Origin of the sequence: Micromonospora globosa (assembly GCF_000717585.1) — a bacterium.
GTDB lineage: Bacteria > Actinomycetota > Actinomycetes > Mycobacteriales > Micromonosporaceae > Micromonospora > Micromonospora aurantiaca.
On the sequence record NZ_JNZR01000001.1, the window covers coordinates 57,682 to 71,662 of the forward strand.

Here is a 13,981-nt window from a genome sequence, read left to right on the forward strand (position 1 = left end):
AGGGCCGGACGGCCCGGTACGCCGGGACGGCGGGCCCTGATCCCCACCGCCCTGGCACCGACAGACTGCTCAGACCGTCACCGGCCGGCGGGAGAGCCGGATCTGCCACACGTCCGGCCCGTCCTGCAGCCACTCGCTGGTCATGCCGTCGCCGTAGCGGGCTGCGACCTCGGCCAGCAGCGGGCGGGGTGCGTGCGGGGCGACCAGCACCAGCGCTCCACCGGCCGGCAGCGCCTCCAGCGCCGCCAGCACCCGCGCGTGGCGCTGGTCGTGCGGGAGCTGCCGGACGTCCAGCCGGGGATCGATGGTGAGGGTCGGGGCCGGCGCGTCGGCCGGTGCCCGGTCACCACCGCAGCCGCAGCCACCCCCGCCGCAACCGCCGCCATTCGAGCTTTCCGAGGAGCCGAGCAGATCGTGCATCCCCTCCAGCAACTTCGCCAGCGAGACGTCGGCCGCGTCCACCAGTAGCGGGACGACCAGGTCGTTCTCCTTGGCCAGGTGGACGGCGAAGAGCGCGGCGAGGGCGCGCGCGGTGCCGGCGAGGCGTACCGGCCGGTTGCCGGTCTCCAGCTCGGCGACCAGGCCGGTGATCGCCTGGTGCTCGTCGAGCATGCCCCGGACCAGCAGCGCACCCTCGGCCCGCTCACCGGCGGCGGCGTAGAGGGAGTCCTCCTCGGCGTGCGCGTGCGGCAGCAGTTCGTCGCGGAGCCATCGGAGCAGTTCGTCACGGTGCCGGAGCGCCCCGGCGGCGTCACCCTGGTCGGCCGCGGTCAGCAGGTTTCCGACGTGCCGGTCGAGGTCGGCGGCGAGCTGGGCGTGGTGCCGGACGACGGCCTGCGCGGCCTCGCGGTCGGCCGGGGAGCGTGAGGCGGACATGGAACCCTCCAGGGTTTTGCGGTTGAACGACGTTGTAACGTTATCTAACGTGGAAACCCCGAGAACAGGGCCGGTCGGCGAGACCATCGACCCGCAGCGCCACCGGGCTCTCGGCACCGCCAGCCGGGCCTCGATCCTGGAGCTCGTGCGCGCCGCCGGCGCCGGCATGACGATCGCCGAGGTGGGGGAGCGGACGGGCCTGCACCTGTCCACCGCCCGCGCCCACCTCGACCGCCTGGTCGACGCAGGACTGCTGGTCAAGGCGCGGGCCAGTGGGGGCCAGCCCGGACGGCCGGCGTGGCGCTACCGGGTGGCCGTCGCGGAGGCCCCGGCCCCCGCGCCGTACCGGGCACTCGCCGCCGCCCTGCTCGACCACCTGTCGCGGCGTGGCCACGGAGACGTCCGGGCGGAGGCCACCCGCGCCGGCCAGGACTGGGGACGCCACCTCGCCGCCGCCACCCCGCCCGGCAGGGAGCCGGTCGATACGCTGCTCGACGTCCTGCGCGGGCTGGGCTTCAGTCCCCGCCGACACCGGACGGCCGACGGGGCGACCGAGATCCACCTGCACACCTGTCCCTTCCTGGAGCTGGTCAACCGCAACCCCGACGCGATCTGCGCCCTGCACGTCGGCGTGGTCCGCGGCACGCTCGAACACGCCGGTGCCTCACCGGCCGGCGCCGTGCTCGAACCCTTCGGCGCACCCGACGCCTGCGTGGTGCGGCTGGCCCTGCCGAATATCACCGAAGAGCCGGCATGAACCCACGGCCGATCGCCGTACAGTGGCGGCTCCCCGTCCTCGCGGCGGGCGGCTTCGCCCTGGTGAGCGGTCTCTACGCCGCCCTGCTGCTGCTCGGACTGCCGGTGCCCGCGCCTCACGTCCCGCTGGAGCAGGTGCACGGCCCGCTGATGGTGCTGGGCTTCGTCGGCACCCTGGTGGCGCTGGAACGCGCGGTGGCCCTCGGCACCCGGTGGGCCCTGCTCGCGCCCGCCTGCTCCGGCGCCGGGGCGGTGCTGCTGGTGCTGACCGGGCCGAGCCTGCCCGGCCGGCTGCTGCTCGTGCTCGCCTCGGTGCTGCTGCTGCTGATCTACCAGCGACTGTGGTGGCGGCAGCCCGGCCCGGCGCTGCTGGCCCAGGTCACCGGCGCGCTGAGCTGGTACGCCGCCACCCTGCTCTGGCTCGCCGGCCTCAGCGTGCCGGAGATCGTGCCCTGGCTGGCCACCTTCGTGGTGGCCACCATCGCCGGGGAGCGTCTGGAACTCGCTCACCTCACGCTGCCCCGGCACGGCGTCGGCTGGTTCCTCGCCGCACTCGGCATGCTGACCGCCGGCGCCACCGCCACCGCGCTCTGGCCGGCCGTCGGGGCGTACCTCTTCGGGGTCGGCCTGCTCGCGACGGTGGCCTGGCTGGTGGTCTGCGACGTCGCCCGCCGCACGGTGCGCGCCGTCGGCCTGCCCCGCTACGTCGCGGTCGGCCTGCTCACCGGGTACGCCTGGCTGGCGCTGGCCGGCCTGCTGTGGGCCGGTGCCGGGCCGGTCACCGGCGGCTCCCGTTACGACGCCACCCTGCACCTGGTCTTCCTGGGCTTCACCATGTCGATGATCTTCGCGCACGCTCCGGTGATCCTGCCGGCGGTGCTTCGCCGCCCACTGCCCTACGGACCGTGGCTGTACGCCCCGCTCGCCCTGCTGCACACCACCCTGACGATCCGGGTCCTGGTCGGCGACGTGCTCGGCGTGCCGGCCGGGTGGCGCTGGGGCGGCGTCGGCAACGTCCTGGCGGTGCTCGGTTTCGTCGGCGGAGTGGTGGCCGCGTTGGTCCGCGCCGCCCGGCGGCGGACCCGGACGGCGGCCGTCCCGCCGGTCGTGCCGGCGGTGCGGTGATGGCCGGCACCCGCGGCGACTCCGCCCCGACCGCGTCCTCGGGCCCGGGGGCCGGGCCGACCGTCTCGGCAGTCGCGTCGGCCGGTCCCGCCGCCCCGGCCCCCGGCCCGGCGACCGCTCCGGCCGTGGCGGCGGGCCTTCGGCGGGCCGGCTGGCACCGCCGGGTCGCTGCGCTGCCGCTGGCCTACCTGGCCGGGCTGGTCGTGCTCGCCTTCGTCCACCCGTTCCTCCCGGCGTGGCGCTGGACGGCCATCCACCTGCTGCTGCTCGGTGCGGTCAGCAACGCCGTCGTGGTGTGGAGCGCCCACTTCGCCGCCGCCGTGCTGCGTGCCCCCGCCCCGGACCGCCGCCGCGCCGAGGCGGCCCGGCTGGCCGCGCTCAACGTGGGCGTGCTGGCGGTCCTGACCGGCGGCACGGCTGACCGCCCCTGGCTGGGCGTGGCGGGCGCTACGCTGGTCTTCGTCGCGGTGACCGCCCACCTCGTCGCGCTCACCCACCGGCTGCGCCGCGCCCTGCCGGCCCGGTTCTCCGTCACGGTCCGCTACTACCTGGCGGCGACCGTGGCCCTGCTCGCCGGCGTGCCGGTCGGCGCCGGGATACTGGTGATCGACGACCCGCTGCGCCCCCGGCTGCTGCTGTTCCACGCGCACGTGAACCTGCTCGGCTGGGTGACGCTGACCGTCCTCGGGACGCTGCTGACGCTCTGGCCCACCGTGCTGCGTACCCGGATGGCCGACGGTGCGGTCCGCGCCGCCACCGTCGCGCTGCCGGTGGCGACGACCGGACTGGTCCTGCTGGGCGTCGGCCTGCTCGCCTGGTGGCGGGTGGTCGCCGCGGCCGGGCTGAGCCTGTTCGCCCTCGGCGCGCTGATCGCCCTGCGCCCCGCGCTGGCCGTCGCGCGCACCCGCCCCCCGTACGCGTTCGCGTCCTGGTCGCTCGCCGCGGCCGGCGGCTGGCTGATGGTCGCTCTCGCCGTGGACGCCGCGACGCTGCTGCCCCCTGCGGACCCGGCCGGCGCGGCCGACCGCTTCGGTGCGGTGCTGCTCCCGCTGCTGGTCGGCTTCGTCGCCCAGGTCCTCGTCGGAGCCCTGACCCACCTGCTGCCCGTGGTGCTCGGCGGCGGACCCGCGCCGGTGCGCCGCCGCGCCGCCCTGCTGGAGCGGCACGGCCCGCAGCGCGTCGCGATGACCAACGCCGCCCTGCTGGTCCTCGTCCTGCCCACCCCGCCGTTCGTCCGCATCACCACCTCACTGCTGGTCCTCGCCGCGCTGGTGCAGTTCCTCGTGCCGGCCGTGCGGGTCCTGCTCACCGCCCGGAGGTAACCCGTGTCCGCGCGCACCGAAGCCCCCGTGCCCCGCCCGCTCGGCGGAGCAGCCGTGGGTCTCGCCCTCGTCCTCGTCGCCGTCCTCGTCGGGGTCGCCGCCCAACGCGTCTCCGGTGACGCACCCGTCCCCGCCGCCGCCACCGCCGTCACCCCGACCGGGCACACCACCACGGTCACAGTGGTCGCAGACGGCATGCGTTTCCACCCCGACCGGATCGACGTGCCCCGGGGCGATCGACTGGTCATCGAGCTGACCAACCGGGACAACCGCCGCCACGACCTCGTCCTGGCCTCCGGGGCGAGGACACCGCTGCTGACGCGGGACGGCGACGCCCGGCTGGACGCCGGCGTGATCGGGGCGAGGGTGGAGGGCTGGTGCTCCCTGCCCGCCCACCGGCAGGCCGGCATGACACTTCGGATCGTCCCGACGGGGGCCACGGTGACCGCTCCGACAGGGACGGCCGTGGCGACGGAGGGAACGAGGCCGCGCCTCGATGCCATGGCCGACCCTGGCGCGGCCTTCGTCGCCCGGGACGCCACCGCGCCGCCCGCGCCGCCCGGCCGGCTGCACCGGCGGGAGCTGCACGTCCGGGAAGTCGTCCGGGAGGTCGCGCCCGGGGTACGGCAGCGGCTGTGGACCTTCGACGGAACCGTGCCCGGCCCGGTGTTGCGCGGCCGGGTCGGCGACACCTTCGAGATCACCCTGGTCAACGACGGCACCCTGGACCACGGCATCGACTTCCACGCCGGTGCCGTCGCCCCGGACGAGGTGATGCGCCCGATCGACCCCGGGCAGCGGCTGACCTACCGGTTCACCGCGACCCGCGCCGGCATCTGGATGTACCACTGCTCGACCATGCCGATGCTGCACCACATCGGCAACGGGATGTACGGTGCGGTCATCGTCGACCCGCCCGACCTGCCCCGCGTCGATCGCGAGTACGTGCTCGTCCAGTCCGAGTTCTACCTCGGCCCGGACGGCGAGCCCGGCGACCTGGCCGCGATGCAGGCGGAGCGCCCCGACGCCGTCGTCTTCAACGGCTACCCCGCCCAGTACGCGCACCGTCCGCTGCCCGCCCGGGCCGGTGAACGGGTCCGAATCTGGCTGCTCGACGCCGGCCCCAACCGAGACAGCTCGTTCCACATCGTCGGCGCCCAGTTCGACACCGTCTACCGGGAGGGGCACTGGGAGAACCGGCCGACCGACCCCGGCGGAGCCCAGGTGCTGTCCCTCACCCCGGCCGGCGGCGGCTTCGTGGAGACGGTCTTCCCCGCAGCCGGGCACTACCCGTTCGTCAGCCACGCCATGGTCGACGCCGAGCGCGGCGCCCGTGGCCTGTTCGAGGTCCGGTGACCACCATGAACACCGCTGTCGTAGCCGACCGCCCGGTAACGCGCCGCCGCCGCGTGCGGCAGTTCGTCCCACCCCAGCACGGCGCGTGGGCGATGCTCCTGCTGCCGTACACCGTGGGGGTGGCCTTGGCCGGCCCGCGCTGGCCGCACCTGCCGCTGCTCGGCGCCTGGCTGACCGGCTACCTGCTGTCGTATTACGCCTTCCAGGCGATCAAGAGCCGTCGGCCGAGCCGCTTTGCCCCCCAGCTGCTGGTGTACGGCCTGTTGGCGGCGCCGCTCGCGGCGACTGTGGCGCTCGCCCGGCCCGCTGTCCTCTGGTACGCCCCGGGCTACGCCGCGCTGCTGGCGGTCAACGCCGGATACGCCTGGCGTCGCCGGGAGCGGGCCCTGCTCAACGACTTGGCCTCGGTGGCGCAGAGCTGCCTGCTGGTCTTCGTCGCGGCGACCATCGCCGGTGTGTCCGTCACCCGGGTCACCCCGGCCTTCGCAGTGCTCCTGCTCTACTTGTTCGGCACTGTCCTCTATGTCAAGACGATGATCCGGCAACGCGGTGACAGCCGCTTCCTCCGTCTCTCCGTCGGATACCACGTGCTCGCCCTGGCCGCCGTGGTCTGGCTGGTGGATGTGCTGCTCGGTCCGGTCTTCCTGCTGCTCCTGCTCCGGGCCGCGCTGCTGCCGGCACGCCGGCTCCGCCCTGTGCAGGTCGGGATGATCGAGATCGGTTGCTGCCTGGTCGTTCTGGCCGGGGTGCTGGCGACGCTCTGATTCTTGCGCAACGTCCCCCACTCGGAGGCGGTTGGTCCCTTGTCTCTGTCTGCTACCAAGAGGCCGTTGCCTGCCGGCCGTGGGCATAGTGCGGCCGGAGCGCCTGGGTGAAGGGCTAGGGGTGCGTGGATGAGAGCGGTTGTGTACGACCGGTACGGGTCGCCGGATGTGTTACGGATCGAGGACGTCTCCAAGCCGTCTCCCACCGGTCGGCAGGTGCTCGTCAAGATCGCAGCGACCTCGGTCAACCTGAGCGATTGGGAGACCCTGCGCGGCTCGCCGCTGTATTCGCGCATCGGTGGGCTGCGCTCACCGGCACGCCGGACACTCGGTTCGGACATCGCAGGCCGGGTCGATGCGGTCGGCCCGGCGGTCACCCGGTTCCGGCCCGGTGACGCGGTGTACGGTGACAACCTCATGCTCAAGGGCGGCTTCGCCGAGTACGCGATCGCTCCCGAGTCGGTTCTGGCCCACAAGCCCGCCGCCCTGACCTACGCCGAGGCCTCAGCGATTCCGCAGGCGGGTGCCATCGCATGGCAAGGGACTCAAGGCGCGGCAGCCGGAAAACGGGTCCTGATCAACGGTGCCGGCGGCGGATCGGGCTCATTCGCCATTCAGGTCGCCAAGCGGTTCGGCGCCGAGGTGACCGGCGTCGACAACGCCGGCAAGCTCGACTTCATGCGATCTGTCGGCGCGGACGAGGTGATCGACTACCGCAGCCAGGACTTCACCCGCAGCGGCCCGTACGACCTCATCCTCGACCTGGTCGCGCACCGGTCGGTGTTCGACTACCGCCGGGCACTGGCCCCCGGCGGCCGTTACCGGTGCGTCGGCGGCTCGGTCCCGGCGCTGCTCCGCGTACTGACGATCGGTGCCGCGGCCGGCTGGCTCACCCACCGCCGCCTGGGTGTGCTCGCCGTCAAGGAAGGGCCGACACATTTCGAACCGGTGGCCGACCTCTGCGCCACGGGTGACCTCACCATCCACATCGACCGGACCTTCACCCTCGATGAGGTGCCCGAGGCGTTGGCCCACGTCGGAGAGGGCCGAGCCCTCGGGAAAGTCATCGTGACCGTCGTCTGACCCGATAAGCCGGTATCGATTTACATTGACAGCCGTCTTTACTAACATCGTGGCTGGGAGTCGCCATGCGCTGCTGGGCAGCAGTGCCGTCCACCCCTGGGACGGCTTGAATCGATCGGCGTCACCTTCTCCGGGGTGGGCACCCAGCGAGGGCCACTGGGCGCCGGCGCATCCACTGGAGCATCATGAAAATCTCACGGACAGGACGCCGTCTGGGACTGGGCGCGGTCGCAGTTCTCCTCGCCTCGTTCACGATGGTCGTCGTCAACCAGGCCGATCCGGCCTCGGCGCACGGATCGGTCACCAACCCGCCGACACGCAACTACGGATGCTGGGAGCGCTGGGGTTCCGATCACCTCAACCCCACTATGGCCCAGACCGACCCGATGTGCTGGCAGGCGTGGCAGGCCAACCCGAACACCATGTGGAACTGGAACGGCCTGTACCGCGAGAACGTCGGCGGCAACCACCAGGCGGCCGTGCCGGACGGACAGCTGTGCAGCGGCGGTCGCACCCAGGGCGGCCTGTACGCCTCGCTCGACGCGGTCGGCGCGTGGACCGCGAAGCCGATGCCGAACAACTTCACCCTCACGCTGACCGACGGCGCCAAGCACGGCGCCGACTACATGTTGATCTACATCACGAAGCAGGGTTTCGACCCGACCACCCAGCCCCTCACCTGGAACAGCCTGGAACTGGTGCTCCGCACCGGCAGCTACCCGACCACCGGGCTCTACGAGGCGCAGGTGAACGCGGGCAACCGCACCGGGCGGCACGTCGTCTACACCATCTGGCAGGCGTCCCACCTCGACCAGCCATACTACCTCTGCAGTGACGTGATCTTCGGCGGCGGCGGCAACCCGCCGCCGACGACCCCGCCGCCCACCACGCCGCCGCCCACCACCCCGCCGCCGACGACTCCGCCGCCCACCACGCCGCCGCCGGCCGGAAACGGTGCCTGCACCGCCACCTACCGCAAGACCAGCGAGTGGTCCGGTGGATTCGGCGCCGAGGTCACCGTCCGGGCCGGCAACGCCGCCATCTCCGGATGGACGGTGGCATGGACCTGGCCCAACGGCCAGAGCATCACCAACGCCTGGAACGCGACGGTCACCTCGAGCGGTTCGTCGGTCACCGCGTCGAACGTCGGTTACAACGGTTCCCTGAGCGCCAACGGCACCACCAGCTTCGGCTTCAACGCCTCCTGGAACGGCACCAACTCCACACCCACCCTCACCTGCACCGCTCGGTAACAGCATCTGCGGTGGGGTGGCGCGGCACGCGCCACCCCACCGTCGGCGCCCTCCGCCACCATCAGGAACCGCGACGAGGTGAAGAACGATCATGACTTCCCGGGTAGGCGTCGGCGGCTGGTACCGGAGCCGCGTCGTGTGGATCGAGGTGTGCCTGCTGGCCGCGTCGATCGGTGTGGCCGCCGTGGTCACCTCGACCACCCCGAGGACGGACCCGGCAGATCTCCGCCGGCAGATCCTGGCCCGGATGCGTACGACCCTCGAGCAGGCGGACCCGGCACATCACCAGCACGCCGGGCACACCGCCCCGCAGGTGCCGGCCGGAGAGCAGGCCGCGCCGGCGGTCGTCTGCGGAGTCCATGTCTACGGCCACGAGCCCACCGGGGCCGCCACCCTGGCCGACGTCCGGACGGTCTACGGCTTCCACCTCTGCGGCGTCGCCGAACAGAAGCGCCACTGGGACGGGGCGGTCAAACTCGTCGGCCCGGTGATCATGGACATGACCACCCAGCCTCCCGGCATCAAGGTGGTCGAGGCGACCGCCGACGTCAGGTTCGTCGACCGGCTACGGGAGATGTTCCCCGACAAGTACGAGGTCCTGGCACTCAGGGAGGCGTTGCCCCCGTCGGAGATGGCCGACCTGCGGCGCCGGTACGACGCCGCCGCCGGCCTCTGACCACGCCGAGCGGCCGATACCCGCGCCGCGGCGCCGCAGGCGGCGAGGGCGAGAACGCCAGCGGTCAAGGCGTCCGCACCGGGCAGGGAAGTGCTACGAGGACCGGACATGAGCGGATGTCGGACCGGCCCCTGGTCGCGCAGGATCACCTGATTCTCACGTCTCCGCCGGTGGTCGACGGGCTGCTCGTCCTGGAGTCCGGCGTCGCTGCGGACGCAGCGTGCCACGACGGTGCCGCAGCGCGTAGAGCGCCGCGCTGACCGCGAAGATCGCTGCGCTGGCCAGCAGCCAGCGGGCCAGCAGCGGCTGCGGGGTCAGGCCGGTCGCCGCCGTGTACGTGTCGCCGCCGAGCCCGAGGATGCCGGGAAGATAGACGAGCAGCAGCAGTCCGGAGGCGAGCGCGGGCACCCGCACGTGATTCAGCGCCGATCGACGCCCGGGGCCGCACACCGCGGCGCGCAGCGCCCGGTCGACCAGCGCGTAGAAGGGGAACAGGAGCAGGTCGTGGGCGACGACCGCGCCGACGAACCAGAGCAGCATCCGGCCGGCGGCCGGTTCTCCGGCCAGCCGCAGAGCCATCCAGCCGGTCACCGCGAAGCAGGCCAGCAGGAGCAGCAGGTGCCAGGGCGCGGCGCCGTAGCCACGCCGGAACTCAGTCATCAGGCTGGTCCTCGAAGGTGATGTCGCGGACCCACTTCGTGCAGTGCACGCCCGGCAGCGCCGGCACGACGACGCGGGCGGGGTAGCCGTGGTCGGCCGAGAGGTCCACGCCGTTGACTCTCAGGGCGAGCAGCGAGTCGGGGTGGCGGACCTGGTTGACCTGTAACCGGGCCTGACGGAACAGACCGCCCCGTTCCAGCGACTCGACCCGCGCCACGGCGCTGCCGGCTGCGCCGACCAGCGCCGCGAGGTCCCGTAGCCGCACCCCCGTCCAGGTCTGCGTCGTCGACCAGCCCTCCACGCAGGCGATCGGCAGGTCCGCGGTGTGCTGCGTCATCGCGAGCAGGCCGTCGCGGTCCACCTCCACAGTGCGGCTGCCGGCGCGCACCGTCAGCCGCCACTGAGCACCGGTGTCGTCGGGTCGGACACCGGCCGCGGCGGCGGTCCGGTTGACCGGGAAACCGTTGGGTCCGTCGTCGTGCTGCCGGCCCCGCGGTAGCAGCAGCGCGGTACGGCGCAGCACCCCGTCCAGGCCCTGCCCGACGGTCAGCGCAGCCAGCAGCAACGCGCCGCCCCCGGTCAGGGCGAGGACGCCACGCCGGCTCATCGTCGCCGGGCCGGGCCGGCGGGCCACCAGCCCGTCCGGATCCGGCGGCTCCGGCACTGTCTCCTCCGCCGTCGTACGCATGAAGCGCGGGCCGCGCAGCGCGGAGATCGTACGAGGAAGCTTGATCAGCACGTGCGCGACGAGGGCGGCGGTGAAGATCCAGGCGCCGTACCAGTGCGCGGTGTAGAAGTCGAATCCGAACAGGTAGGCGTACTGGACGTTGAGCAGGCCGGTGGCCGTCTCGAAGAGGACTCCGCCCACCAGGAGCAGCAGGGAGAGCCGTTCGAGCACCTGGGCCACGGACCGGGCCGGCGGCCAGTCGAACAGCTTGGGTACCACTGACCAGAGTTTCGCCACGACCACCGGTAGCAGCACGATGCCGAGCGTCACGTGCAGTCCCTGGGTGAGCCGGAACAGCCAGGCGGGACGGGTCGGCCAGTCGAAGACGGGAGGGTGCAGCCAGCCCACGTCGCTGGGAAATGCCTGGCCGAGCCGGGGACCGTACGCGATCCAGTCCAGGAAACCGGTGATGATCACCAACGGAAGCGTGGCGAGCAGGACGACGCCGAACACGGACGTCAGCCAGGGACCACGCACCGGACTGCGCCACGCGTCGGCGGCGGCGTCGGCTCCGGGCGGGCGATGCCGGTCCAACGTACGCCACAGCCGCGCCGGGTAGGCGGCAGGTGGTTCGTCGGACGGCGGGTCGGCTGGCACGGTTCCTCCAGTCGGCGAGGCCGTCGGACCGGACGCGACGGGCTTCGTGCAGGACGCTAACCGGCAACGGCGCCCTCGGGCGGGCTTTGCCGCATTACCGAAGGCTTACCGGCCGTCCCCTTACGAAGTGCTGACGTCGGAGCCGAACGAGCCCCGGCGGCTTCTCCGCTGACCTAGCGTGACGCAATGCGGGTACTCGTCACCGGCGCCGCCGGGTTCATCGGATCGCAGGTCGCGGACCTGCTCGTCGCGCAAGGCCATCAGGTGGTGTGCCTGGACGCGCTGTTGCCCCAGGCGCACGGGAGTGAGCCGCCCGAGTGGTTCCGCCGCCATGAACCGGTCGTCGGCGACATCCGCGATGCGCACCTGCTCGACGATCTGCTGGCGGGCGTCGACGCCGTGTGTCACCAGGCGGCGATGGTCGGGCACGGGCTGGACCCGTCGGATGCGCCCGACTACGTCAGCCACAACGACTACGGCACGGCGGTGCTGCTGGCAGCGATGCACCGGGCCGGCGTGTCTCGCCTGGTGCTGGCGAGTTCCATGGTCGTCTACGGCGAAGGGCGATACACGTGCGCCCGGCACGGCGTCGTCCGGCCGGCCCCACGCCGCGCCGCCGATGTCGCCGTCGGCCGGTACGACCCCACCTGCCCGGTCTGCGCCGGCGCACTCGCCAGCGCGCTCGTGCCGGAGGACGCCCCGCTCGAACCGCGCAGCACCTACGCGGCCAGCAAACTGGCCCAGGAGAACCTGGCCGCCGCGTGGAGCCGGCAGACCGGGGCGGGGGTCTGGGCACTGCGCTACCACAACGTGTACGGCCCCCGGATGCCCCGCGACACGCCGTACGCCGGAGTCGCGTCGATCTTCCGGTCGGCGCTGGCCCACGGCCGGCCGCCGCGCCTCTACGAGGACGGCTTGCAGCAGCGCGACTTCGTGCACGTCTCCGACGTGGCGCGCGCCAACGTGCTGGCGCTGACCGCTCCGGCTCCGGACGGCCTGGTGCCGGTGAACGTCTGCTCCGGCCGGCCGCACACAGTCGGTGATCTCGCCACCGCCTTGGCGGCGGCGATGGACGGTCCGGCGCCGGTGGTCGTCGGCGGTGCCCGGCCGGCCGACGTGCGGCACGTGGTCGCCGACCCTCGCCGCGCACGTGACCTGCTCGGATACACCGCACGGGTCAGCTTCGCCGACGGGGTGGCCGCCTTCGCCACGGATCCGCTGCGGGAACGCGCCGCCGTGTCGGTCTGAGCGGCCCGCCCCGGCCCGCCACCGGCGGCAGGGCGGCTCACGAGACGGTGAACACGAGGTGATTGACGGCGAGGGCGGTGAGCGCCTGCCCGGCCAGCCACCAGCGGTGCGTCGCGGCGGGTAGGTGCGCCACGGCGACGAGCAGCCAGACCGTGAACGGTAGCCAGATCCGCTCGACCTCCGCCTTGCTCATGCCCGACAGGTCGGCGGCGAGCACCGCCAGCACCGCAGCGGCCGGTAGCAGAACGGTCGGCCCCAGTGTCCCGACCCGTCGCGCGAGCGCGCCGAGCCGCCGGTTCCGCACCGCGACGTGGGTCAGCGGGTCACCGCCAGGTGCTGGTCTGCCGGTGCCGGGCGTCCAAGCGGCCGGTGCCGGGGAACCGTCCCACCCTCGCCAGGCCCGGCGGGCCGCGTGCAGAGTGCGGCGCAGTGCCGGTCCGACGACCGGACCGGCAGAGAGAAGCAGCGCCGCCAGGTTCGCCCAGACCCAGTACGCGTACGGACGGTCGGCCGCCCAGCCTTGGTAGTAGCGCTCGACCACCCGGTCGTACCCCTGCCACCAGTGGAAACCCGCGACGGTGAACACCGTCGCCACAGTGGCCACCCCGGTCGCACCGGCGAGCAGCGCGGCAACCCGGCCTCCTGGACGCAGCGCGAGCACGACGAGAGCCAGGGGCGCGACGAGCACGAAGCCGTAGGACAGGTACAGCGCGAAGCCGAGCAGCACGCCGCCCGCCAACGCGGTCGCGGTTCCCCGCACGGCCAGCAGCGCGAGGCCGGCGGCCACTACCCCGGTGAAGAGACCGTCGGCGGAGGCACCCGCCCAGACCGCTCCGGGCAGCAGCACCAGGAACGGCAACGACGTGCGGGCGGCCCCTCCGGCGCCCAGTGCCCGTAGGGCGATCGGCACGGACACCACGACGCTCGCCCCGACCAGGACGCAGGCCATCGCCGCGGCCGTGCCACCGCCCAGGCCGACCCGGTCGAGTGCGACGAACACCAGCAGGGCACCTGGTGGATGGCCGGCCGTGTGGGTGGACCACGAGTCCGGCTGGAAGTCCAGGATGCGGTCCGCGAAACCGGCCAGCATCCGCCCGACGTCGGTGACCCGGGGTACCTCGTGCAGATACTCCGCCTGCGCGGTGAGCCGTGTCGTCAGCCCCGCCGACCAGCCGTCCACCAGCGCCAGGGCGAGCGTCCAGCCGACCGCCGCCAGGTAGCCGACGGACAGCAGAGGGCCCCACCGGGCGGTGCGGGCCCACTGCGTTCCGGGGCCGACCACCGCGACGGCGATCGCCAACGCGGCCGGCGTGCCCCAGCCCAGGTGCGGTCTCCAGGTGGCGTAGAGCGGCGCGGCGTCGGCGTGCAGGCCCACTCCGGCGCGGTTGAGCATCGCGCCCACCGCCACGGCGGTGACCAGCAGCGTCGCCTCGACGCCCAGCACCAGCAGGTCCCCCCGGTGTCGATCCGGGAGGCGGTGGTGGACGGACGAGCGGGAAACGGTGGCACCGGGTCTCATGTCGACCGGACGGTACGGC

At 73.2% G+C, this 13,981-nt stretch carries 13 protein-coding genes; 9 read left to right on the plus strand and 4 right to left on the minus strand.

What is annotated here, in order from left to right:
- Positions 1–69 precede the first annotated feature (69 nt).
- Positions 70–876, minus strand: a complete 807-nt coding sequence (locus IF06_RS0100260) for a DUF2249 domain-containing protein (RefSeq protein ID WP_013287108.1) — start codon at positions 874–876, stop codon at positions 70–72.
- On the opposite strand from IF06_RS0100260, the gene IF06_RS0100265 reads away from it, so the two are divergent.
- The 8 genes from IF06_RS0100265 to IF06_RS0100300 all read left to right on the plus strand — a co-directional run bounded on the left by IF06_RS0100265 (position 875) and on the right by IF06_RS0100300 (position 9,211).
- Positions 875–1,633 carry a helix-turn-helix transcriptional regulator gene (locus IF06_RS0100265; RefSeq protein ID WP_262420890.1) on the plus strand — a complete coding sequence of 253 codons (759 nt, stop codon included), beginning with the start codon at positions 875–877 and terminating at the stop codon, positions 1,631–1,633. The genes IF06_RS0100260 and IF06_RS0100265 overlap by 2 nt on opposite strands.
- Positions 1,630–2,757 carry a hypothetical protein gene (locus IF06_RS0100270; protein ID WP_030268138.1) on the plus strand — a complete coding sequence of 376 codons (1,128 nt, stop codon included), beginning with the start codon at positions 1,630–1,632 and terminating at the stop codon, positions 2,755–2,757. Before IF06_RS0100265 ends, IF06_RS0100270 begins: the two co-directional genes overlap by 4 nt.
- Entirely contained in the window at positions 2,757–4,079 is a 1,323-nt protein-coding gene (locus IF06_RS0100275) for a hypothetical protein (RefSeq protein ID WP_030268140.1), read from the plus strand. The genes IF06_RS0100270 and IF06_RS0100275 overlap by 1 nt, the downstream gene beginning before the upstream one ends.
- Positions 4,080–4,133: 54 nt before the next feature.
- Positions 4,134–5,435, plus strand: a complete 1,302-nt coding sequence (locus IF06_RS0100280) for a multicopper oxidase domain-containing protein (protein WP_232236575.1) — start codon at positions 4,134–4,136, stop codon at positions 5,433–5,435.
- Positions 5,436–5,440: 5 nt separating this feature from the next.
- Positions 5,441–6,199: a YwiC-like family protein gene (locus IF06_RS0100285; RefSeq protein WP_030268144.1), complete on the plus strand. Its 759-nt coding sequence runs from the start codon at positions 5,441–5,443 to the stop codon at positions 6,197–6,199.
- Positions 6,200–6,340: 141 nt separating this feature from the next.
- Entirely contained in the window at positions 6,341–7,282 is a 942-nt protein-coding gene (locus IF06_RS0100290; protein ID WP_232236576.1) for an NAD(P)-dependent alcohol dehydrogenase, read from the plus strand.
- Positions 7,283–7,467: 185 nt separating this feature from the next.
- Positions 7,468–8,535, plus strand: a complete 1,068-nt coding sequence (locus IF06_RS0100295; RefSeq protein ID WP_030268150.1) for a lytic polysaccharide monooxygenase auxiliary activity family 9 protein — start codon at positions 7,468–7,470, stop codon at positions 8,533–8,535.
- A gap of 91 nt (positions 8,536–8,626) precedes the next feature.
- The gene (locus IF06_RS0100300) at positions 8,627–9,211 is read left to right on the plus strand and encodes a hypothetical protein (protein WP_013476257.1); all 585 of its coding nucleotides are present in this window, start codon (positions 8,627–8,629) and stop codon (positions 9,209–9,211) included.
- A 156-nt stretch (positions 9,212–9,367) separates the two neighbouring features.
- On the opposite strand, the gene IF06_RS0100305 is transcribed toward IF06_RS0100300, so the two are convergent.
- Together IF06_RS0100305 and IF06_RS0100310 are read right to left on the minus strand one after the other, a co-directional pair.
- The gene (locus tag IF06_RS0100305) at positions 9,368–9,871 is read right to left on the minus strand and encodes a hypothetical protein (RefSeq protein ID WP_030268152.1); all 504 of its coding nucleotides are present in this window, start codon (positions 9,869–9,871) and stop codon (positions 9,368–9,370) included.
- A complete protein-coding gene (locus tag IF06_RS0100310) occupies positions 9,864–11,195 on the minus strand; it encodes a molybdopterin-dependent oxidoreductase (protein ID WP_030268154.1) in 1,332 nt (443 codons plus the stop codon). Before IF06_RS0100310 ends, IF06_RS0100305 begins: the two co-directional genes overlap by 8 nt.
- Before the next feature lie 186 nt (positions 11,196–11,381).
- Here IF06_RS0100310 and IF06_RS0100315 point away from each other — a divergent pair, with 186 nt between their 5' ends.
- Positions 11,382–12,443, plus strand: a complete 1,062-nt coding sequence (locus tag IF06_RS0100315; protein ID WP_013287097.1) for an NAD-dependent epimerase/dehydratase family protein — start codon at positions 11,382–11,384, stop codon at positions 12,441–12,443.
- Positions 12,444–12,480: 37 nt separating this feature from the next.
- On the opposite strand, the gene IF06_RS0100320 is transcribed toward IF06_RS0100315, so the two are convergent.
- Entirely contained in the window at positions 12,481–13,962 is a 1,482-nt protein-coding gene (locus IF06_RS0100320; RefSeq protein WP_030268157.1) for a hypothetical protein, read from the minus strand.
- Between the last annotated feature and the right edge of the window lie 19 nt (positions 13,963–13,981).